The organism is Amycolatopsis nivea, from assembly GCF_004522235.1.
Classification (GTDB): domain Bacteria; phylum Actinomycetota; class Actinomycetes; order Mycobacteriales; family Pseudonocardiaceae; genus Amycolatopsis; species Amycolatopsis nivea.
In genome coordinates this window covers 44,051-63,528 of record NZ_SDLT01000004.1, presented here as the reverse complement: position 1 = coordinate 63,528, position 19,478 = coordinate 44,051, and the positions used below count along the sequence as shown (strand labels likewise).

General features: G+C 67.5%; 22 protein-coding genes. 12 read left to right on the top strand and 10 right to left on the bottom strand.

Annotated elements, in window-relative coordinates:
* Positions 1 to 130: 130 nt before the first annotated feature.
* On the top strand, positions 131 to 379 hold the full coding sequence (locus EIZ44_RS06110; RefSeq protein ID WP_134727947.1) for a helix-turn-helix domain-containing protein: 249 nt from the start codon (positions 131 to 133) through the stop codon (positions 377 to 379).
* Here EIZ44_RS06110 and EIZ44_RS06105 read toward each other — a convergent pair.
* The 3 genes from EIZ44_RS06105 to dprE1 all read right to left on the bottom strand — a co-directional run bounded on the left by EIZ44_RS06105 (position 376) and on the right by dprE1 (position 3,238).
* The gene (locus EIZ44_RS06105; protein ID WP_134727946.1) at positions 376 to 1,020 is read right to left on the bottom strand and encodes a VC0807 family protein; all 645 of its coding nucleotides are present in this window, start codon (positions 1,018 to 1,020) and stop codon (positions 376 to 378) included. The two genes, EIZ44_RS06110 and EIZ44_RS06105, sit on opposite strands and share 4 nt — an antisense overlap.
* Positions 1,021 to 1,112: 92 nt before the next feature.
* A complete protein-coding gene (gene dprE2, locus EIZ44_RS06100) occupies positions 1,113 to 1,868 on the bottom strand; it encodes a decaprenylphospho-beta-D-erythro-pentofuranosid-2-ulose 2-reductase (protein ID WP_134727945.1) in 756 nt (251 codons plus the stop codon).
* On the bottom strand, positions 1,865 to 3,238 hold the full coding sequence (gene dprE1, locus EIZ44_RS06095; protein WP_134727944.1) for a decaprenylphosphoryl-beta-D-ribose oxidase: 1,374 nt from the start codon (positions 3,236 to 3,238) through the stop codon (positions 1,865 to 1,867). The genes dprE2 and dprE1 overlap by 4 nt, the downstream gene beginning before the upstream one ends.
* A gap of 145 nt (positions 3,239 to 3,383) precedes the next feature.
* Between dprE1 and EIZ44_RS06090 the strand changes: the two genes are divergently transcribed.
* The 3 genes from EIZ44_RS06090 (at position 3,384) to EIZ44_RS06080 (ending at position 6,842) form a co-directional block, all read left to right on the top strand.
* Entirely contained in the window at positions 3,384 to 3,851 is a 468-nt protein-coding gene (locus tag EIZ44_RS06090) for a GtrA family protein (protein ID WP_037807142.1), read from the top strand.
* 5 nt (positions 3,852 to 3,856) lie between these two features.
* Positions 3,857 to 5,767, top strand: a complete 1,911-nt coding sequence (locus tag EIZ44_RS06085) for a glycosyltransferase (RefSeq protein ID WP_134727943.1) — start codon at positions 3,857 to 3,859, stop codon at positions 5,765 to 5,767.
* Between the two features lie 76 nt (positions 5,768 to 5,843).
* Positions 5,844 to 6,842, top strand: a complete 999-nt coding sequence (locus EIZ44_RS06080) for an acyl-CoA dehydrogenase family protein (RefSeq protein WP_037807147.1) — start codon at positions 5,844 to 5,846, stop codon at positions 6,840 to 6,842.
* Here the strand turns inward: EIZ44_RS06080 and EIZ44_RS06075 are convergent.
* Positions 6,839 to 7,081 (bottom strand): hypothetical protein, encoded by a 243-nt coding sequence (locus EIZ44_RS06075; protein ID WP_134728055.1) that lies wholly within the window; start codon positions 7,079 to 7,081, stop codon positions 6,839 to 6,841. The two genes, EIZ44_RS06080 and EIZ44_RS06075, sit on opposite strands and share 4 nt — an antisense overlap.
* Positions 7,082 to 7,246: 165 nt before the next feature.
* On the opposite strand from EIZ44_RS06075, the gene EIZ44_RS06070 reads away from it, so the two are divergent.
* Genes EIZ44_RS06070 through EIZ44_RS06060 form a run of 3 tightly spaced genes read left to right on the top strand, consistent with a single transcriptional unit; the run spans position 7,247 to position 9,647 of the window.
* Positions 7,247 to 8,014, top strand: coding sequence for an ESX secretion-associated protein EspG (locus tag EIZ44_RS06070; protein ID WP_037807150.1), 768 nt, complete (start codon positions 7,247 to 7,249; stop codon positions 8,012 to 8,014).
* Positions 8,015 to 8,046: 32 nt separating this feature from the next.
* Complete coding sequence (locus tag EIZ44_RS06065) at positions 8,047 to 8,466, top strand: hypothetical protein (RefSeq protein WP_043837773.1); 420 nt, start codon at positions 8,047 to 8,049, stop codon at positions 8,464 to 8,466.
* Positions 8,463 to 9,647 carry a hypothetical protein gene (locus EIZ44_RS06060; protein ID WP_037807155.1) on the top strand — a complete coding sequence of 395 codons (1,185 nt, stop codon included), beginning with the start codon at positions 8,463 to 8,465 and terminating at the stop codon, positions 9,645 to 9,647. Before EIZ44_RS06065 ends, EIZ44_RS06060 begins: the two co-directional genes overlap by 4 nt.
* 58 nt (positions 9,648 to 9,705) lie before the next feature.
* Here EIZ44_RS06060 and EIZ44_RS06055 read toward each other — a convergent pair whose 3' ends face one another.
* The 4 genes from EIZ44_RS06055 to wzm all read right to left on the bottom strand — a co-directional run bounded on the left by EIZ44_RS06055 (position 9,706) and on the right by wzm (position 13,538).
* On the bottom strand, positions 9,706 to 10,776 hold the full coding sequence (locus EIZ44_RS06055) for a toll/interleukin-1 receptor domain-containing protein (protein WP_134727942.1): 1,071 nt from the start codon (positions 10,774 to 10,776) through the stop codon (positions 9,706 to 9,708).
* Between the two features lie 81 nt (positions 10,777 to 10,857).
* The gene (gene glfT1, locus EIZ44_RS06050; RefSeq protein ID WP_037807159.1) at positions 10,858 to 11,766 is read right to left on the bottom strand and encodes a galactofuranosyltransferase GlfT1; all 909 of its coding nucleotides are present in this window, start codon (positions 11,764 to 11,766) and stop codon (positions 10,858 to 10,860) included.
* Positions 11,766 to 12,581: a galactan export ABC transporter ATP-binding subunit Wzt/RfbE gene (gene wzt, locus EIZ44_RS06045; RefSeq protein WP_037369048.1), complete on the bottom strand. Its 816-nt coding sequence runs from the start codon at positions 12,579 to 12,581 to the stop codon at positions 11,766 to 11,768. The genes glfT1 and wzt overlap by 1 nt, the downstream gene beginning before the upstream one ends.
* A 3-nt stretch (positions 12,582 to 12,584) precedes the next feature.
* A complete protein-coding gene (gene wzm, locus EIZ44_RS06040; RefSeq protein WP_134664093.1) occupies positions 12,585 to 13,538 on the bottom strand; it encodes a galactan export ABC transporter permease subunit Wzm/RfbD in 954 nt (317 codons plus the stop codon).
* A gap of 155 nt (positions 13,539 to 13,693) precedes the next feature.
* On the opposite strand from wzm, the gene EIZ44_RS06035 reads away from it, so the two are divergent.
* The 5 genes from EIZ44_RS06035 to EIZ44_RS06015 are packed head-to-tail and all read left to right on the top strand — an operon-like array spanning position 13,694 to position 16,755.
* Positions 13,694 to 14,323, top strand: a complete 630-nt coding sequence (locus EIZ44_RS06035) for a hypothetical protein (RefSeq protein WP_134728054.1) — start codon at positions 13,694 to 13,696, stop codon at positions 14,321 to 14,323.
* A 33-nt stretch (positions 14,324 to 14,356) separates the two neighbouring features.
* On the top strand, positions 14,357 to 14,800 hold the full coding sequence (locus EIZ44_RS06030; RefSeq protein WP_134727941.1) for a hypothetical protein: 444 nt from the start codon (positions 14,357 to 14,359) through the stop codon (positions 14,798 to 14,800).
* A complete protein-coding gene (locus EIZ44_RS06025) occupies positions 14,797 to 15,258 on the top strand; it encodes a GNAT family N-acetyltransferase (RefSeq protein WP_134727940.1) in 462 nt (153 codons plus the stop codon). Before EIZ44_RS06030 ends, EIZ44_RS06025 begins: the two co-directional genes overlap by 4 nt.
* Before the next feature lie 23 nt (positions 15,259 to 15,281).
* A complete protein-coding gene (gene pseI / locus EIZ44_RS06020) occupies positions 15,282 to 16,331 on the top strand; it encodes a pseudaminic acid synthase (RefSeq protein ID WP_134727939.1) in 1,050 nt (349 codons plus the stop codon).
* Positions 16,332 to 16,341: 10 nt separating this feature from the next.
* Complete coding sequence (locus EIZ44_RS06015) at positions 16,342 to 16,755, top strand: DUF4345 domain-containing protein (protein ID WP_134727938.1); 414 nt, start codon at positions 16,342 to 16,344, stop codon at positions 16,753 to 16,755.
* 506 nt (positions 16,756 to 17,261) lie between these two features.
* Here EIZ44_RS06015 and EIZ44_RS06010 read toward each other — a convergent pair.
* Positions 17,262 to 18,440: a DegT/DnrJ/EryC1/StrS family aminotransferase gene (locus EIZ44_RS06010; protein WP_134727937.1), complete on the bottom strand. Its 1,179-nt coding sequence runs from the start codon at positions 18,438 to 18,440 to the stop codon at positions 17,262 to 17,264.
* Positions 18,433 to 19,416, bottom strand: a complete 984-nt coding sequence (gene pseB, locus EIZ44_RS06005) for a UDP-N-acetylglucosamine 4,6-dehydratase (inverting) (RefSeq protein WP_134727936.1) — start codon at positions 19,414 to 19,416, stop codon at positions 18,433 to 18,435. Before pseB ends, EIZ44_RS06010 begins: the two co-directional genes overlap by 8 nt.
* Positions 19,417 to 19,478: the final 62 nt, after the last annotated feature.

Here is a 19,478-nt window from a genome sequence, read left to right as displayed (position 1 = left end):
CGATCAATCACCCGCGGTGGACGCGATTCTGAAAGGTGCTCGACTACTAGACATAAACGCTATAGACATAACTGCTCTAGTCATTTGTGCTCTGGTTTTGCTGGCGCTAGACGTGTGTGATTAGTCGACCATGGCCAAGCCTCCGATCTCCGCTGCCGCGCGCATTATCGGCGAGCGCGTGCGCGAGTTCCGGCACAAGGCTGGCCTCAATCAGGAGCAGCTGGCCGAGGCGGCTGGAGTGCACTGGACGTTCGTCAGCCAGGTCGAGCGCGGCCTGCGCAACATCAACCTGCACAACCTGCTCAAGTTCGCCGACGGGCTCGGGGTGAACCCGGCGAAGCTCGTCGACGGGTTGCGTCCGCCGCCAGACCCGGATTAACCCTGGGCAGAGTCCACTGTGGACGGACGCATCACCTGGCGGAACGTGCCTTCCCGGAGCAGCAGAATCTGCGTGATCACCTGCAGTCCAACGAAAAACGCGACCGACAGCCCGGCGTCGAGCGCGGGGACCTCGTCGACCGCCAGGGTGTACGCCATCCCGATGCTCAGTCCACTGTGGACCAAGCTGCCGACGCCCCACACCACGGTCAGCGTCCGCCACATCCGGCGGAACGACGGGCGGGCCTCCCACGCCGCGTCGAGCCGGGAGCCTCGGCCCGGCAGCAGTGCGCGGGCCGCCTGGTAAGTCGTCGGGTACTGGCCGAGGACCAGGCTCGCGAGCAGCCAGACGCCCGCCAGCGTGCTGAACCAGGCTCCGCGCACCAGCATCAGCCGGGCGTCGCCGGTCATCAGGGTGGTGGCCAGGCCGGCGGCCAGGAACGTCAGGACGAGCAGGCCGATCCCGTCCACGCGACGCCGGGTGACCAGCGTGTACAGCACGCGCAGCGCGGGCGGCAGACCGCTCAGCAGCAGCGCCCACACGGGCGGGACGGCGAAGGCCCGGAGCAGGTAATAGCCGCCGACTGGCGCGCCGAGGTCGATCAGCAGCGCGGCCAGCGACGAGCGGAATTCGTTCCCCATGTCCCGAGTTTCGGCGCGGCGGGCGCCTCAGGACATCGTCGAGCCGGTCAGCCCGGCATCCACCGTTCGGTGGAGGCCGGGCCGGGAGAACGTCAGACCGGCAGCTTGCGGAAGATCGGCCGCGGCACGTGCCGCAGGATCGACATCACCAGCCGGAACTCCGACGGCGACCACACGAGGTCCTTGCCCTTGCGCGCGGCCTCGACCGCGACGTCGGCGACCTGCTCGGCGGTCCGGGTCAGCGGAGCGTCCTTCATCCCGGCGGTCATCTTGGTCTTGACCTGGCCCGACCGGACGACGGTCACCTGCACGCCGTGCGGCGCGAGCGCCTCGCCGAGACCGAGGTAGAAGCCGTCGAAACCGGCCTTGCTCGAGCCGTACACGAAGTTCGACCGGCGGACCCGCTCGCCCGCCACCGACGACAGCGCGATGACCTTGCCGTGGCCCTGCGTCTTGAGCTTCTCCGACAGCGCCACGCCGACCGACACCGCGGCGGTGTAGTTGACCGTCGCCAGCTCGACCGCCTTGCCGTGGTCCTGCCACAGCTCCTCGGCCCCGCCGAGCAGGCCGAACGCGACCACCGTGACGTCGATGTCGCCGCCGGCGAACGCCTCGTCCAGCACCTTCGGGTGGGACGCGAGGTCCTTGGCGTCAAAGGCCACAGTGGACACCTCGGCGCCGCGATCCTTCAAGCGCTGCGCGGCTTCCTCCAGCCGCGGCGAAGGACGGCCGGCCAGCACGACCCGCAGCGGCTTCTCCGCGAGGTACTTCTCCGCGATCGCCAGCGCGATGTCGGACGTGCCGCCGAGCAGCAGCAGGGACTGGGGGTTACCGACCGCGTCGATCACAGTGCGAGCCTCCGGCTCATGTCAGAGGCGAAAACGCCTTCGGGGTCAACGGAAGCGCGCACCTTGCGCCACTCCTCCAGCCGCGGGTACATCTTCGCGAACGTCTCAGGCGAGGTGCGCGAGTCCTTCGCGGTGTACAGGCGGCCGTTCGCGTCCAGGACCATCTCGTCCATTTCCTCGCAGAACCGGCTGAGCCCGTTCTTGATCGGGAAGTCGACGCTCAGCATCCAGCCCGGCGCGGGCCAGGACATCGGAGCCGGGTTCGAGTCGCCCATGCGCTTGAACACGTTCAGGAACGAGTAGTGCCCGGACCGCGAGATGGCCCGGCAGATGCCCTTGAGCTGGTCTTCCGCGCCGAACGGCACGGAGAACTGGTACTGCAGGAAACCCTTGCTGCCGTAGCCGCGGTTCCACTCGCTCAGCATGTCGAGGGGGTGATAGAACTGCGTGAGGTTCTGGATCTTGCCGCGCGCGCCCTTCTTGGGCACGGTCTGCTGCCACAGGTTGCCCATCATGGTCGAGGTCAGCTTGTTGACCAGACCGCTGGGGAACACGTCGGGCAGCGTCAGCAGCTGCGGCGCGTCGAAGCGCAGCGGGTCGTTGCGCAGCTTCGGCGGCAGCTGGTCGAGCGTGGCGAGCGAGCCGCGGGAGAAGGTCGCGCGGCCGAGGCGGCTGTCGGACGAGATCAAGTCCGGCACCGACATCGAGTAGTCGTAATTGAGGTCTGAACCATCGGTGAAGAGCCCGAGGGTCTCGTCGAGGTTCGAGGTGCGGTCGGCGTCCACGTAGAAGTACGCCGTTTCCGTCTTCTTCATCCGCACCGTGGCGCGGACGATGATCCCGGTGAGCCCGATTCCCGCCACGGTCGCCCAGAACAGCTCCGAATCCGGGCCTTCCGGGGTGAGCGTGCGCACAGATCCGTCGGCGGTGAGCAGGTCCATCGACACGACGTGGTTGCCGAAGCTGCCCGCCGAGTGGTGGTTCTTGCCGTGGATGTCGTTGGCGATCGCGCCGCCGATGGTCACCTGGCGGGTGCCCGGCAGGACCGGAACCCACAGGCCGTACGGCAGCGCCTCGCGCATCAGCTTGTCGAGGCTGACGCCCGCGTCGAGGTCGACGAGGCCGGAGTCCGGGTCGATCGAGTGGATGCGGTCGAGCACGGTCATGTCGACGACCAGGCCGCCCGCGTTCTGCGCCGGGTCGCCGTAGGAGCGGCCGAGCCCGCGAGCGATGACCCCGCGCGGGCCTGCGGAGGCGACGGCGCGGGCGATCGCGTCGACGTCGCGGGTGCTCAGCACGTCGGCGACGGTGCCAGCGGTGCGGCCCCAGCCGGTGAGCGTGCGGCGCTGTGTCTCGGGTGCTTGGGTCACGCGGACCAGGGTAGCCACGCCGAACACCGCCCGGAACGTGACCCTGAAGTGCTCGCTTCTACACTTTGCGCATCAAGGCACAAGCGTCCGAGCGTCGAAGTGGGTAATACGGACACTGACGCAATAGGCCGAGAAGGTATTCCAAGTGGTGGCTACAGAACCGCAGAGTGACCAAGCGCAGCCGGTGCCCGCGGGCCCCGGTCTGCTGGGCCAGCTGATCCGGTTCGGCGTGATCGGCGGCTTCTGCGCCCTGCTCGACCTGGGCACGTACTCGCTGCTGCGAGCGGTCGGCATGGACGGGGCCCCGTGGGCGGACGTCGCTCGCGCGATCAGCTTCGTCGTGGGCACGACGACCGCGTTCTTCCTGAACCGGCGGTTCACCTTCGCCGAGGGCAAGCGCGACGGGAACGCCCAGATCGGCGGGTTCGTTCTGCTGTACGCGGTGACCTTCTTCGTGACGATCGGCGTGAATCGGCTCATGCTGAACGTCCTGCCGGAGATGGCGTGGAAGGCCACCCTCGCCTGGGTCGTGTCCCAGGGGACGGCCACCGTGATCAATTTCGTGATGCTCAAGTGGGTCGTGTTCCGTGTACGGCCGGTAAAGGAGAACTGAGTTCGATGCCCGGTAAAGCAGCCCCGGTCGCGGAGGCGGCCCCCGCAGGCCAGACGCGGTTCGCCGAACACGCCCCCGAAGGCAGGCTCACGGCCCAGCGCGGGCTGTACGCCGGGCCGGCTCCGATCGTCAGCAAGGACATGTACGCCGAGGTCGTGCAGGGCAACGCCCAGCGCGAGCGCGGCAGCGTCGTGCTCGAGCCGTCCGCGAAGGTCACCGGAAACACCTACTTCGGCCGCTTCCCGGCCAGCTACTGGCAGCGCTGGACCACCGCGACCGAGGTGAAGCTGGAAGCCGTCGTCACCGGCGACGGGCTGCTGTCGCTCGGCGCGTCCGACATGCTCGGCGACCCGCGCGTGGTCGACGCCAAGCAGGTGGCCGGCGTGAAGGGCGCCAAGGTCGAGCTCACCGGCAAGCTGGACAAGTTCTACGACGGCGGCGCGCTGTGGCTCGACCTCGAGACCGAGGGCGGCCAGACACTGCGGGTCGAGCAGGTCCGCTGGACCGTCGACGCGCCGGAGTCGATCCGCCCCACCGCGGTCACCATCTGCACCATGAACCGCGCCGACGACTGCCTGAAGAACCTCCAGGCGCTCGCCGCGGACGTGTCCTCGCTCGACACCCTCGACGCCATCTACGTCGCCGACCAGGGCACCGACCTGGTCGAATCGCGCGAAGGCTTCGAGCAGGTCGCGAAGGACCTCGGCGAGAAGCTGCACTACATCAAGCAGCCGAACCTCGGCGGAGCCGGCGGCTTCACCCGCGGCCTGTACGAGGTGGCCGGGCACACTGCCACCGAGCACGCGAACGTGCTGTTCATGGACGACGACGTGCTGCTCGAGCCGGACCTCGTCGTGCGCGTCACGGCTTTCTCGAACCGCTCGGCCAACCCGATCATCGTCGGCGGCCAGATGCTCAACCTGCTGCACCCGAACCAGCTGCACGTCGGAGCCGAGTACGCCCGGCTGAACACGCTGGAGCCGGGGCAGCCGGTGCAGCACTCGCTGTCCACCGCGGACCTGCTCGGCGTCGACGAGGAGACCGGGGCCCCGAACCGCCAGGAACGCCGCCTCGACGCCGGGTACAACGGCTGGTGGTCGTGCCTGATCCCGTACGAGGTCGTCAAGGCCATCGGCTACCCGCTGCCGTTCTTCTTCCAGTGGGACGACGCGGAGTACTCCTACCGGGCCCGCGAATACGGCTTCCCCACGGTGACCCTGCCGGGCGCCGGCGTGTGGCACGCGGACTTCCACTGGAAGGACTGGGACGAGTGGCACCGGTACTTCAACCTGCGCAACTCGATCATCACCGCCGCGCTGCACTCGCCGTTCAACCTGAACCTGCTCTCCCGCGTGCTGATGGCGCAGCTGGTGCGCTACCTGCTCGGGATGCAGTACGGCCTGTCCGCGACGCTGATCAAGGCGGTCGAGGACTTCCTGGAGGGCCCGGAAATCCTGCGCGACGGCGGCGTCGAGGCGATGAAGGAGATCCGCCGGATCCGCGACGCGTACCCGGAGACCAAGCGGCACAAGGCCACTGACGTGCCGGGCATCGCGTCCAACGACATCGGCATCATCAACAGCGCGCCGCGGCCGAGCATGCAGCGGCTCGTGCTGATCAAGCGCATCCTCGACAAGGTGCTCGGCCGCAGCCGCTTCGGGCTCGGCGCGGTGCCGATCGACGAGGCGCACTGGTGGCACATCGCGCTGTTCGACACCGCCGTGGTCACCGACGCGTCGCAGGAAGGCGTGCGCGTGCGCAGCTACGACAAGGTCAAGATGTTCGACCTCGCGAAGCGCGGCGCGAAGGTGATCAACCGGCTGCGCAAGGAAGGCGCCGGCGTGCAGGAGCAGTACAAGCGCGCGATGCCGGAACTCACCTCGCGGGAGAACTGGAAGCGGCTGTACGAGCTGTGATTGCCTGAGCTGGTCCGAAAAGGGCGTCTCGCGTTCGACGGGACGCCCTTTTTGTCTTTTTGGGTAGCTTGGTTTCATGGCCGACCTGGTTTCCCGCGCGCGGGCTCTTGCCGACGATCTGTTGTTTCCGGCGGCAGCTGAGGTGGACCGGCTAGGCGTGGTGCCGCGGTCGCATTTCGACGCGCTCGCCGAGGAGGGGTTCTACGGTCTCGCCGCGCCGGATTCCGGGGTCGATCTCGAGCAGCTGGTCGGGGTGCTCGAAGCGCTGGCCGGCGGGTGCCTGAGCACCGCGTTCACCTGGCTGCAGCACCACGGGCTCGTCGCCGGGCTGGCCGCGACGGACCGGGCTGACCTGCGCGAACGCTATCTGCCGGACCTGATCAGCGGACGGCTGCGCGCGGGCGTCGCGTACGCGGGCGTGATTCCGACGCCGCCGAAAGTGCGGGTCCAGCGCGTCGACGGCGGCTACCGGTTCGACGGCGAAGCGCCGTTCGTGAGCGGCTGGGACGCGATCGACCTGCTGCAGTTGTCGGGGCGCGACGGCGACACGGTGGTCAACGCGCTGGTGTCGCCGATCGTCGGGCACAGCCTGGTCGCCGAGCCGTTGACGCTCATGGCCGCGCAGGGAACCGCGACCGTGCGGCTGAAACTCGACAACCACTTCATTCCCGACGAATCGGTTTTCGCCCAGGTCAGCTACGACAAATTCGTGGCTGGCAATACGTTTGCCGCGCGGCTCAACGGATGTGCGCCGCTTGGTCTCGCCGAACGCTGCGCCTGCTTGATCGAGGCGGCGGGCGAGGAGGAAACGGCGACGGCGCTGCGGTCCGAACAGGACGAAATCCGGCGTCGGCTCAACGCTGGTCTCGCCGATCCGGCCACGCTCCCGGCGGCCCGCGCGGCCGGTGCCGAACTGGCGTACCGGTCGGCAGGCGCGCTCGCCGCGGCGACGGGCAGCCGCGCGGTGCTGGCCGGAGCGCACGCCGGCCGGTTGGTGCGCGAGGCGACGTTCCTGCTCGTGGCCGCGAGCAGACCGGAGATCCGCGCCGGACTGCTCGCCCTCGCCCGTCGCTAAACGGACAGGCCGAATTTGCCCTTTCGGCTCAGATCGTCGACATAGGCGGCGGCCACGTGGACGAAATTCACCGAAACAGTGTTGCTGTCCCGGGTTTCCCATGAGTGGACGCCGCCGTGTTTCAGGAGGTCCGGGAGCTTTTCCTGAACGGTCGAAGAACTGTCGGCGGTGAGCGGGAAGATCAACGGTTCTCCGCCGGCCGAGAGGTGCAGGACGAGTGCTGGTTTGGGATCTGCCATGAATCCATGGCAGCAGCGGGTGATCATCGGCGGCAAGAGCGGTTCGCGTACAGCGGATCCGCTCACAGCGGAAGCGGATCTCGCTCCGGCTGCGGAGCCGATGGCCGCGACGGTGCGGAGTGGACTACGGTTTCGCCGGGGAGAGACCGGATTTAGGGGTGGGTCGTGCCGTACACGTTGACGCTGTCACCGGCAGCGGTGGATCTCCTGCTGGCCGAACTCGGGCTCGGCCGCGCGCCGCTGCCGTTCGAGGTGCCGCACATCGGCATCACCGGCGAGGAACGCGCCGCGGTGCGCGACGCCGTCTTCCGCGACCTCGACAGCCGCGGCCTGCTGCGGCGCGGGACCGTCGACGACGACGTCCAGATCGCGCTCGCCACGTTCGCCCGGCCCGGCCTCGCGGTGTCCGCGGCGGCCAAGCTCGGCGACGATCAGCTGTTCGCGCGCGTGGCGTCCAACGGCACGTTCGCGGTGCTGGTCTGCCAGCGGGACGGGATGTTCACCTTCGAGGAGGTCCGCCCGACCGGCATCGTCCCGGCGATCGTCGACCTGCTGCCGCTCACGCCCGCCGCGCCGGGGCAGTCGGTGACCGTCGCGCGGCCGGCGAAGCAGCCGGTCCGGGGAGACGCGTACGACCCGTTCGCGGGGGTCAGCGGCCCGCGCACGCACAATCCGCAACTGCGGTCCGTCCAGCGGATCTTCGAGAAGCCGCGGCTGGCGGTCGGCGAGTTCACGCCGTACGTGGGCGACGGCAACGGCCACGAAAAGGCGCTGCCGTCGCTCGTGTGGTTCGACACCGAACTCGGCCGCTACCTGCTCAGCACGCGCGATTCCAGCGACGGCAACCGCTGGCTCACCTACGCGCCCGCCGACAATGCCCGTCTGGCCCAACAACTGTTCACCCAGCTTGAAGGCTATTCGGCAAACGCCTGACCGGAGCGGCTCGCGTCGGTAAACTCCGGCGCATGAGCACTGATCCGCTGGCGGCAGGCGGGCTGAACGCCAAGGGCATCGCCGAAGCCGCGGCCGAAACGCACAAGCTGGCCGGCACCGCGAAAGCCGGCGGGTTCAGCATCGACGGCGACGCACTCGGTGACCTGCGCAAAGCGCTCACCGACATGGTCACGCGCCTGGAACGGCTCAAGCCGCAGACCCAGGCGCTGACGACCGCGCCGAAGCTCGGCAGCCACCCGTACGGGCACACCGTGGCCGAACACGACCGCAAGAGCGGAGCCGACGCGCCCGGGTCGGCGCTGGACGTCCTGGACCAGTTCGGCCGGATCCTGAAGGAAGCCGACGAGGCGCTCGCGCGCGCCGGCGGGGTCTACACCGAGAACGAGAACCAGGCCATCGACTCCCACCGCACCGTGAAGGGCACCGAATGAGCACGCCGCAGCCGGGGCTCGCGCCGTCGGACGCCGACTACCTCGGGCACCCGCACCAGCAGCTGAAGTCGTACGTCGAGTCGAATCTCGACGTGGAGCAGGTTTCCTCGGTGTCGCACGCGTACACCGAGGTGCAGAAGGCGTTCGAGGAGTTCGCGACGCAGCTGGGCGAGGCCGTGAAGAAGGCCGCGCACGCGTGGAGCGGCGAGGCGGCGGCCGGTGCGCAGGCGTATTTCGTGAGCCTTGCGGAATGGGCCGAGGCGAATGGCCAGAACGCGAAGCTGGCCGCGCAGATCGTGGAGGAACAGGCGTCCGCCGCGCAGGCGGCGAAGCACTCGATGCCGGACGCGGTCCCGTTCGACTGGTCCGAGGAATTCGACAAATGGTCGCACGCGAGCCCGCTCGAAATGAGCAATGAGATCGACGCGACGCTGAAGAAGCAGCAGGACAGCCGTTCCGCGCACGAGCAGGCCGCGGAGACGATGTCGAAGTACGACTCGTCGCTGTACTCGTCGGGTTCGAAGCAGCCGACTTTCGCGCATCCGCCGAAGTTCGGGGTCGCCGCTGGCGGCGGTGCCGCGGTGGCGATGCCGACTGGTCCGGAGCACCACGACGCCGCTCCTGCTCCTGCCCCTGCGCCCGCTCCGGCTCCGGCTGTGGCTGACGCTGGCTCGGCCTCCTCGGGTGCCGCTGCCGCTGCCGGCGGCGGTGCCGCAGTGGCTGGGCACACGAGCGCGCCGACCGTGAGCGGCCCGAGCCAGTTCACCGGCGCGGTTCACCAGCCGATGCCGGACAGCGCGACCACCGCGGCCGGTTACGCACCGCCCGCGGCCCAGGCGTCCCCCGGCGGCGGCAATGCCGGAGCGGCCGGAATGGGCATGGGCGCGATGCCGATGGGCGGCATGATGGGCGGTGGCGGCGGAGGTTTCGGCGCCGACGAAGAGCACGAAACCAAGGTCGGCCGCGGCGGCGGTGCCGGTTCGTTCGGCCCCGGCGACGGAGCGGGCGCGGCGGACGTAGCCGCCGGAGGAATGGGCGGCGCCCCGGCCCGCCCAGGCATGGGCTTCGGAGCCCGCCCGTACGACGACGGCAACGACCAGCCCGCGTTCGTCATGGAAATCGAGGACGACGAGGTATTCGGCAGCGGACATCGGTCCGCGCCGCCGGTGATCGGGGAATAGCTGGGGAGTCCGTTGTGGACGGTGGGGTTAGCGCATCGTCCACAACGGACTCACCGGGCTAGTCCGCGATGGCGGCCCAGTTCTGCATCATCCGGAGGGCGCTGGTCAGCGACTTGACCCCCTCCCGGAAACCACGCATCGAGTTCCGCAACGATGCGCTCATCTCTTCCAGTGGTCTCATCTGCGCTAGAAAAGCGTTCGAGGCTTCTTCTGCGCCACTCAGTGGCTTGGTGACCAAAGATATCGACTTGAGGTATTTGCGCTCATTTTCGAGCTGGTCATGCAGGTCGTTGTCCTTGAGCTCAACGCTGCGGGATCGCAAGACCTGGTCCGTTTTGAGCGTTGTCGTCTCCAGTATTCGTGCCTGATTCCGGAAGTTATTGCCGAACGGCAGCAGTTCGGAAGCCGTCTCCATAAGCACCCGCCTGATCTCGGAGGGAGACCTTTCAGTGAGTAACTGAGCGGAAGTGGTCAAAACGGTGGGGAGCGTGGCGAGAGCGTTCTTCATGCCCAAAATTGTCTGCTCGTTTTCTTTGGCGAAGAGTTTGAGGGCGTCGCTGACCTCCGCTGCTCCGGCCTCGGAGGAGAGAAGAGACGGCGTGGCGGAGGGTGACTGCTCGACGATAGTGACAGCCTCGACTAGTTGCGCGGCCAGAGCGAGCATCGTTCTGCGCCAGGTTGCCGACCGGGAGCCGTCAGTCCAGGTTTCTTTCAGGTCTTTGTACTGCCGGTCGGCGATGATCCGGGACGCTACGTCGGTGCTCTCGGTGGAGAGGTAAGAATGGCCGAGCAGGACGACCGGGAGGATCAGGCCGGTGGCGCGAAGACGAACCGCCTCGTTGTAGAAAGCCAGCAGTTCCTCGCGGCAGGAAGGCCGCTCGAAATACTGCCGGGTGACGATCGGCATGAAGATCGCGGCACTCTCGATGCCCTGCCGGATTCCGTCCCTCCAGTCCTCGCCCCAGCCGATCGTCTCGCGATCGACAAATATCTCCAGGGTTCTTCCTTGATCGGCGAAGGCTAGATGCTTGAGGGACTTCGTGAACGGCTCGATAAAATCGAGCACAACGTCGTCAGCATGCGCGTAGCTGAGAAACACCCGAATGGGAGGATCGGCCGGTCCTGTCATTCGCGAAAAATAATCCGCGACCGCGTCCGGGCACAACAAACCTGGATTTTTGTCCAGGTGTTGTCAAGTGGACGAAACTGGTCAGTACCGGTAGAACTTCTCCGCGCGTCCCTGCCGCACCAGCTTCAGCCACTGCACGAACGCCTTCGGGTCCCGCTTCACGCCCACGAAGTACAACCCGAAGCGCAGCACTTCCAGCGCCCCGATTTTCCGCATTCCCGGCTGCGACAGCAAATACCCGCGGTTGCGGTAGGTGTAATACCGCTTGACCTCGTTCTCCGGGTCCTGTGCGTGGAATTTCCCGCCCAGCATCGGCTTGAATTCGTCCGAGCCGTCGGGGTGCAGGTAGGTCGTGCGCAGCGACGTGCCGAACGGCAGGCCGGACCGCACCAGGCGGCGGTGCAGTTCCACCTCGTCGCCGCGGAAGAACAGGCGCAGGTCGGGTACCCCGGTGACGTCCAAAGTGGACGCACGGAACAACGCGCCGTTCATCAACGACGCGATGCCCGGCAGGAAATCCGTGCCCAGTTCGGCCGACGAGCGCTTCCAGGTGAGGCCGCGGCGCAGCGGGAACGCGAGTTTCGCCGGGGCGTCGATGTTGGCCACCACCGGGGAAATCTCGGCGAGGCCGCGCTTTTCGGCTTCCTCCAGCAGGATTTCGAGCACGTGCTCGTCCGCCGGGCGGCCGTCGTCGTCGGCGAGCCACACCCAGTCCGCGCCGAGCGACAGTGCGTGCAGCATGCCGAGCGCGAAACCGCCCGCGCCGCCGAGGTTCCGGTGCGACGGGAGGTACGTGTACGGCAGCGGGAAGGCCTCCACGACGTCCCGCGCGGACTTGTCCGGGCCGTTGTCGACCACCACGAGGTGGTCGACCGGCCGGGTCTGGGCGGCGATGATCTTCAGCGAGTCCGCGAGCAGCTCGCGCCGGTGCCGCGTGACCACCACGCCGACGACGGCGCCCTCGGGCAGCTCTCGCGTCTCGCCGGCCATCATTCCCCGCCGTTCGTCGTGGTCGCGGGCTCGATGCCGAGGCGCTCGAGACCTTCCTGGCTCATGTTCTCGAACGGGTCGCGGCCCTTGTACTCGGTGAGCACCTCGCGCAGCGAACCCTGCTTCTTCAGATGTCCCTCGTCCATCCAGATCGCCGAATCGCACAGCTCGAAGAGGAACTCGTCGGAGTGGCTCGCGAACACCAGGATGCCGGACCGCTTGACCAGGTCCTTGAGCCGGTCGCGGGCCTTGTTGAGGAACGCCGCGTCGACCGCGCCGATGCCCTCGTCCAGGATCAGGATCTCCGGGTCGATCGAGGTCACCACGCCGAGCGCGAGCCGCACCCGCATGCCGGTGGAGTACGTCCGCAGCGGCATCTGCAGGTAGTCGCCGAGTTCGGTGAACTCCGCGATGTCGTCGACCCGCTTCTCCATTTCCTTGGCGCTCATGCCGAGGAACAGGCCGCGGATGATGATGTTCTCCTCGCCGGAGATCTCCGGGTCCATGCCGATGCCGAGGTCGAACACCGGCGCGATCTTGCCGACGATCCGCGAGGATCCGCGGGTCGGCTCGTAGATCCCGGCGAGCAGCCGCAGCAGCGTGGACTTGCCCGCGCCGTTGTGCCCGACGAGACCGACCCGGTCGCCCTCGCGGAGGCTGACCGACACGTCGTGCAGCGCCTCGATGATCGGCACCTTCTGCTCGGTGCCGATCTTGCCGCCGACCTTGCCGAGCACGCGCTTTTTCATCGAACGCGTCTTCGCGTCGAAAATCGGGAAGTCCACGTACGCGTTGTGGACGTCAATGCTGACCATCTGTCACACCCAATACGAGACGCGAGACCGGTAATTGCGCATAGCGACGAGCGCGAGCGCCCATCCGACGACAGTGATGCCGCCGACCACGACCCAGCTGGTCCAGCTCACCGCCTGCCCGATGAGCGGCGACCGCACCACCTGCATGTAGTGGTAAAGCGGGTTCAGCTTGATGATCGGCAACGCCCACGACGCGCCGTCCCGCGCGCCGCCGGACAGCAGCTGGTCGACCGGCCAGACGATCGGGGTGCCGTAGAACATCAGCTGGATCAGCGAGTTGATCAGCTGCGGAATGTCGCGGAACCGGGTCGAGATGATGCCGAGCAGCAGCGCCGCCCAGCCCGCGGTGAGGGCGAGCAGCACGAACCCGGGAATGGCGAGGAAAATGTTCCAGCTCAGGCCCGGGTGGCAGTACTTGTCCGGAGTGCAGACGCCGTCCTTCGACCCCAGCGAATACGGGGAATCGAGCGCCGAGAAGAAAATGATCAGCAGCACGACGTAGACGATCATGTTGTGCGCCAGCAGCAGCGTCTGCCGCCAGATCGTGCGCAGCACGTACACGCTGAGCGGCGCGGGGACCTGTTTGATCAGGCCCTCGTTCGCGATGAACGTCTCCATGCCTTCGGTGAGGCAGCCCTGGATGAAGCCCCAGATGATGAAGCCGGTGGAGAGGTAGGGCAGGAACACCTCGATCGGCGTCCGGAACAGCTGCGAGTACAGCAGGCCGAGACCGAGCGCGATGACACCCTGGCTGATGGTGATCCAGAACGGCCCGATGATGGACCGCCGGTACCGCTGCTTGATGTCCTGCCAGCCGAGATGGGTCCACAGCTCGCGGGAGGCCAAACCGGTCTTGATGTCGTCGATCGCACGCCCGAACGTCTTGCTGTCCGACGACGGTGGAACCGGAGTCGAGACATCGGGTTCGGCTGCGTGAACCGTGCTGGTGGCATGCACGTGGACGAGGGTACCGATGGGGCAGGGCGGCCTCGGCTCGCCCCGGTCCGTCCGGGCGGAGAGCACTGCGCGGATACGGCGATACGGACCGGGACGTTCCCAGCGTCCTGGTAGTTTCTCCCCTTATGACTGCTGCTCTCGGTGCGGCGAGCCTCATGGTCGACCTCCTCTCGGCGTACGCGGACCGGCCGGACCCGCGTTCGATCGCCGTGGTCGGCAACCAGCCGCTGCAGCCGGACCCGGCCCGCGCCAAGGCGGTCGACGACTGTGACCTGGTCATTCGGGTGAACGGGTTCGTCACCGACGAACCGGATGGACCGGACATCACCGGTCGCAAGGTGCACACGGTCGTCTTCAACCGGGCGGTGCGCGCCACCCGGCACGTGTTCCGCGACTACCGCTCCCGGCTGTATCTGCTGGTCGAGCCGGGACGCCTGCATTGGGAACCGGAGGCGCTGCCCGGCTGGTGGCCCTCGGACCTGGGGTTCGTCCCGGTGTCGAACCGCGAGGTCGTGCTGCCCCTGTCGGACGCGCTCGGCCTGCCCACGCGCACCGAACCCACCTGGTCGACAACGGGTACGCTCGCGGCCTGGATCGCCCGTACCTCGTTCCCCGAGGCGCAGCTGGTCCTGACCGGGTTTTCGTTCATCGACAACCCGGAGCAGACCTCGTGGGAACACGCGGCGGGCGACTCGTGCATCGTGGGGCCGGAGCACCAGATCGCCGCCGAGGGCAGGCTGCTGGAGTCGTGGACCCGCACCGGCACCACCACTTTGCTCCGCTGAAGCTCGCTCGCACTCGTCGAAGGAACTCCCGCCATGCCCTTCATCAAGTTCAGAAACCTCTTCGGCTCCCGGATCGCCCGGATCGTCGACCACCGCTTCGAAGAGCGCACGCGCGGCGTGTTCCAGGACTTCGAGACCCGGATCGACGAGCTTGAACACTGCACGGTCGACCACCGCCGTCGTCTCGCCGAAACCGACGAGAAGCTGGAGGCGGCGCTCGGCGACCTGCGCTGGATCCGCGGCGAGCTGGACCGGATGATCCCGCACGTCGCCGCGCAGGAGGAGCAGCTGGAGACGCTCCGGGAGAAGATCGCGATGACTCCGCGCGCGGACGACGCCGAGGCTCTCGAAGCGCGTTCGCTGGTCGAGGAGATCCAGCGGCAGCACGCCCAGATCCGCGTCCGGCTGTCCGGGATGGCCCGGTACGAGGAGCGGCTGAGCCGGCTCGAGAACGCGAAGCTCACGCCTGCGCAGTGAGGTCGCTCATCGCACGCGACGCGACCGAGGCCGATGCTGAGCTGCTATTGGCCTGGCGTAACGACCCGGTGACCCGGAGGGCGTCGCGGTCCGGCGACGTGATCGATCTGGACCGTCACCTGCGTTGGCTGCGCGGGGTGCTCACGGCGTCTGACCGGATCCTGCTCGTGCTGGAGGAGTCCGGGAAACCGGTGGGCACGGTGCGGTTCGACGACGAGGGCGGCCGCGAGTGGGAGGTAAGCATCACGCTCGCGCCGGAAAGCCGCGGCCGCGGACTGGCGCGGCCGGTGCTCGACGCGGGAGAGCGGACCTTGGCCGCCCGAACGGACGCGGCGGCCGTGCTGGCCGCGGTGCACGTGGAGAACGCGGCGTCGGCGGCGTTGTTCGAGCGGGCTGGTTACCTGGAGGTCGCGCCCCCTGCCGACGGCTATCGCCGGCTGCGCAAGACTCTGCACTGAACCCCACCGGAAGGACGCCACCCATGTCCGAAGTCCGCATCGGCAAGCACCTGCTCGGCCCGGCGCGGCCGCCGTTCGTGATCGCGGAGATGTCCGGCAACCACAATGGCGACCTGGACCGCGCGCTGGCCATCGTGGACGCGATCGCCGACGCCGGCGCGCACGCGGTGAAGCTGCAGACCTACCGTCCGGACACGATCACCGTCGACGTCGACTGCCCGGCGTTCCGGATCGGTGACGGACATTCTCTGTGGGGCGGGGAAAATCTGTACAAACTGTACGAAAAGGCGCACACCCCTTGGGAATGGCACGAACCGATCTTCGCTCGCGCTCGCGAACGCGGTCTGGAAGTGTTCTCGAGCCCGTTCGACCCGACCGCGGTCGAGCTGCTGGAATCGCTGGACGCGCCTGCGTACAAAATCGCCTCGTCGGAGATCGTCGACCTGCCGCTGATCGAGCTGTGCGCCCGCACCGGCAAACCACTGGTGATCTCGACCGGAATGGCGAACGTCGCCGAGATCGACGCGGCCGTGCGCACTGCCCGCTCGGTCGGCAACGACCAGCTGATCGTGCTCGGGTGCACGGCGAGTTACCCGGCGTCACCGACGGAAAGCAACCTGCGGGGATTGCCGTTGCTGGCCGGGCTCACCGGAACGCTGGTCGGGCTGTCGGACCACACGCCGGGTCTTGGCGCGCCGGTCGCCGCGGTGGCACTGGGCGCGGTGGCGATCGAGAAGCACGTCACGCTCGCGCGCAGCGACGGCGGCGTTGACTCGGAGTTTTCGTTGGAACCAGCGGAATTGGCCGCGTTGGTCACGGAAACCCATCGTGCCTGGGAAGCGCTTGGAGAGCCGGTGCTGGGTCCGCGCGAGAGCGAGAAGGAGGGGCTGCGGCTCCGGCGTTCGCTGTACGTGGTGGAGGACGTCCGGGCCGGGGATCCGGTTACGGCGCAGAATGTCCGCTCGATCCGCCCGGCTGGAGGTCTTGCCCCGGCGGAGATCGTGAACGTGCTGGGGCGGACGTTCCGAGTCGACGCTGCCAAGGGGACCGCGTTGACGTGGGATTTGATCTAGGCTCGGTGGCATGGCAGGCGAGAAGTCCCGCAAGGCGTTGCTGGCTACGCTCGGCGTGCTCGGGGCCATACCGGTCGCTTCGGGTCTGACTGGCATCCTCGGCGGGCCGTCTCGCGCGCCGGGCGGGGCCGCGACGACGTCCAGCGTCGACAGCGAGTACCGGTTCGTGAACACGTTCTGGACCGCGGCCGGGTTCGCGTTGTGGTGGTCGATCCTCCGACCGGAGAAGCGGGAGGCGACTACCCGGGCTGTGCTGGGGACTGCTGCCGCGGGCGGGTTACCAAGGCTTCTTTCGGCTCGGCGGGCTGGGGCGCCGCATCCAGTGTTTCGGGCTGCGACGGTGTTGGAACTGGCTGTAGTGCCAGGGGTGTTGTTGTGGCATGCCAAGGTGATTCGAGACGGCCAAACGGCGAAGGCTGACTGATCACCTCCGCTCAGATCCTGTTGCGTCTGCGGGCCAACCTGCGATCTCACGCATGTGAGAAGTCAGGAATACCCGGAAATTTCTCGGCGGAAGAACGGCGATCGCTTGATCGGCATCGCGGGGCCGTTGGCCGAAGATCTGTACAGTGCTGGTACGCCGCCGGTGTGGGGCCTTGCTAAGAATCCGCCCCCGGCGTCCCGGATCTCTGAGGTCAAGATCGGGGACCAGCTTCAGGTGCGGCGGCTCGGCGGTCGCTGGGTCGTGCAAGACGCCCACGGCATTGTGGGGAATCTCCGATGGTTGCCTGGAGACGACGGTAAGACGGTCGTTACTACTGGTGCCCGGATCCGATTTCCGCTCACCGGGACTTTTCATGTCTGGCGATTGCTGATCGGTCCGAACGGGGTCGTTAAAGACATTGGTGGCTACGTCGAACCTCACTAGCGTCTTCGGATTTACCTCAGATCTCGAAGAACCCGCTGTGAGACGTCGTGACACAGCACGGGTCAGCAGAGCCCGAAGAACTCGCGCACTCCGTCGATCACCCGGTCCACGTCGGCATCACTCAACGACGGGAACAGCGGCAGCGATAGCTCCTGCTCGTAATACGCCTCGGCATTCGGGCACAACCCGCGCCGATAGCCGAGATCCTCGAACACCGGATGCCAGTAGGCCGGGATGTAGTTCACCTGCACCCCGATCCCCAGTCCTCGCAAGTGGTCGAACAGCGCGCGCCGACGGCCGTCCAGCACTCGCAGCGGGTACAGATGCCATACCGGGTCCGCGCCCTCGCGACGCGGCGGCGTCAGAACGCCCGCGACATCCGCAAAGGCCGCGTTATAACGAGAATGAATCTCAGCACGCCGCAGCTTGAACTCCGTCAGCCGCTTGAGCTGGCTGCTCCCCAGCGCACACAGGACGTCCGGCAGCCGGTAATTCAGGCCGAACTCGTGCACTTCCTGGTGCCAAGCACCTTCATCCGGATAGCGCTGACGCGACTTGTCCCGAACCAGACCATGGTTGCGGAACGCTTGCGCGCGCCGCAACAACTCCTCAGACCCGGTGACGACCGCGCCACCTTCAGCGGTGGTCAGGTTTTTGGTGGGAAAGAAGGAAAACGTGGTCAGGTCGGCAAGAGAACCCACTGGCCGCCCCTGCCAGGAACCGCCGACCGAGTGCGCGGCGTCCTCCAGCAGCAGAGCGCCAGCGTCGTGCGCGATCTTCGCCAACGTGTCCGCCTCGACCGGGTGCCCGGCGTAGTCGACGGCGGCGACCACCTTGGTACGGCTGGTAATCGCGGCTGAGGCGGCGTCGACGGACAGATTGCCGGTGTCTGGCTCGACATCGGCGAACACCACCTTCGCGCCGTGCAACGCCGCGGTCGCCGCGGTGGCGACGAAAGTCATCGGCGACGCCACGACCTCGTCGCCCTCGCCGATTCCAGCCGCGGCGTATGCGACGTGCAAGGCCGCGGTACCGGAAGTGACGGCTACGGCGGGGGTGCCGCCGGTGTGTTCCGCGAGGTCTGCCTCGAACTTCGCGACCGCGGGACCGGTGGTAAGCCAATCACCGCGCAGGACCGAGACGACGGCTTCGATGTCTGCTTCGCTGATGGACTGGCGGCCGTATGGCAGGAACTCCGCTGACGTGCTTTTTCCCGCGGAAGCGGCATTGGACTCAGGCATATTGCTCGACCAGTTCGCGGAGTTCGTCGGCCTCGAGCCAGAGGTCGTTGGTGTCCGAGCGGTACGCGAAACCTTCCGGCACCTGCTCCCCGGCGGTCGGCGATTCGTAACCCCAGCCGGCGAGGTGCGGCTGCACGACGTAGCGGTCAGGCAGCCGGAGAGTCCGCCGCGCGTCGTCCGGCGCGATCATTTCCTCGTGCAGCTTCTCGCCCGGGCGCACGCCGACCTCGTGCATCGGGGAACCCGGCGCGATGGCCTGTGCGAGGTCGACCAGCCGCATGCTCGGGATCCGCGGCACGTAGAGCTCGCCGCCGGACATCTGGTCGAACGAGTCGACCACGAATTGCACGGCCTGCGGGAGCGTGATCCAGAAGCGGGTCATCTCCTTGTGCGTGATTGGCAGCGACTCGCCTTGTTCGGCGAGCTTGCGGAAGAACGGGATGACGCTGCCTCGCGAACCCATCACGTTGCCGTAGCGCACTACGGAGAACCGCGTCGGGTGCGCGGCCGCGTAGTGGTTGCCGCTGATGAACATCCGGTCCGCGCACAGCTTCGTCGCGCCGTAGAGGTTGATCGGGCTGGACGCCTTGTCGGTCGACAACGCGACGACCTTCTTCACACCGGTGTCGATCGCCGCTTCGATCACGTTCTGCGAGCCCGTGACGTTCGTCTGGACGAACTCGAACGGGTTGTACTCACCGGTGTCGACCTGCTTGAGCGCCGCGGCGTGCACGACGTAATCGACGCCGTGCATGGCCCGCTCGAGGCGTCGGCGGTCGCGCACGTCACCGATGAACCAGCGCAGCCGCGGGTCGTCGTTGAACAACTGCCGGGCTTCGTACTGCTTCAGCTCGTCGCGGGAAAGCACCACGAGCCGGCTGGGGTTCAGCTCGGCCAGCGCGTAGGCGATGAACGCCTTGCCGAAGGAGCCGGTCCCACCGGTGAGCAGGATGCTGGAGCCATCCAGCTCGGACATCGATGACCTCCGCGATCGGGGTTCGTGGATCGGCGCGGGGCGCCGCAGGCCATCATGTCACC

Excerpts from the sequence above, each read along its gene's own strand:
- EIZ44_RS06110 (WP_134727947.1), top strand. The coding sequence starts at position 131 with ATGGCCAAGCCTCCGATCTCCGCTGCCGCGCGCATTATCGGCGAGCGC.
- EIZ44_RS06105 (WP_134727946.1), bottom strand. The coding sequence starts at position 1,020 with ATGGGGAACGAATTCCGCTCGTCGCTGGCCGCGCTGCTGATCGACCTC.
- EIZ44_RS06085 (WP_134727943.1), top strand. The coding sequence starts at position 3,857 with ATGCCCGGTAAAGCAGCCCCGGTCGCGGAGGCGGCCCCCGCAGGCCAG.
- EIZ44_RS06080 (WP_037807147.1), top strand. The coding sequence starts at position 5,844 with ATGGCCGACCTGGTTTCCCGCGCGCGGGCTCTTGCCGACGATCTGTTG.
- EIZ44_RS06075 (WP_134728055.1), bottom strand. The coding sequence starts at position 7,081 with ATGGCAGATCCCAAACCAGCACTCGTCCTGCACCTCTCGGCCGGCGGA.
- EIZ44_RS06065 (WP_043837773.1), top strand. The coding sequence starts at position 8,047 with ATGAGCACTGATCCGCTGGCGGCAGGCGGGCTGAACGCCAAGGGCATC.
- EIZ44_RS06060 (WP_037807155.1), top strand. The coding sequence starts at position 8,463 with ATGAGCACGCCGCAGCCGGGGCTCGCGCCGTCGGACGCCGACTACCTC.
- EIZ44_RS06055 (WP_134727942.1), bottom strand. The coding sequence starts at position 10,776 with ATGACAGGACCGGCCGATCCTCCCATTCGGGTGTTTCTCAGCTACGCG.
- glfT1 (WP_037807159.1), bottom strand. The coding sequence starts at position 11,766 with ATGGCCGGCGAGACGCGAGAGCTGCCCGAGGGCGCCGTCGTCGGCGTG.
- wzt (WP_037369048.1), bottom strand. The coding sequence starts at position 12,581 with ATGGTCAGCATTGACGTCCACAACGCGTACGTGGACTTCCCGATTTTC.
- EIZ44_RS06035 (WP_134728054.1), top strand. The coding sequence starts at position 13,694 with ATGGTCGACCTCCTCTCGGCGTACGCGGACCGGCCGGACCCGCGTTCG.
- EIZ44_RS06030 (WP_134727941.1), top strand. The coding sequence starts at position 14,357 with ATGCCCTTCATCAAGTTCAGAAACCTCTTCGGCTCCCGGATCGCCCGG.
- pseI (WP_134727939.1), top strand. The coding sequence starts at position 15,282 with ATGTCCGAAGTCCGCATCGGCAAGCACCTGCTCGGCCCGGCGCGGCCG.
- EIZ44_RS06015 (WP_134727938.1), top strand. The coding sequence starts at position 16,342 with ATGGCAGGCGAGAAGTCCCGCAAGGCGTTGCTGGCTACGCTCGGCGTG.
- EIZ44_RS06010 (WP_134727937.1), bottom strand. The coding sequence starts at position 18,440 with ATGCCTGAGTCCAATGCCGCTTCCGCGGGAAAAAGCACGTCAGCGGAG.
- pseB (WP_134727936.1), bottom strand. The coding sequence starts at position 19,416 with ATGTCCGAGCTGGATGGCTCCAGCATCCTGCTCACCGGTGGGACCGGC.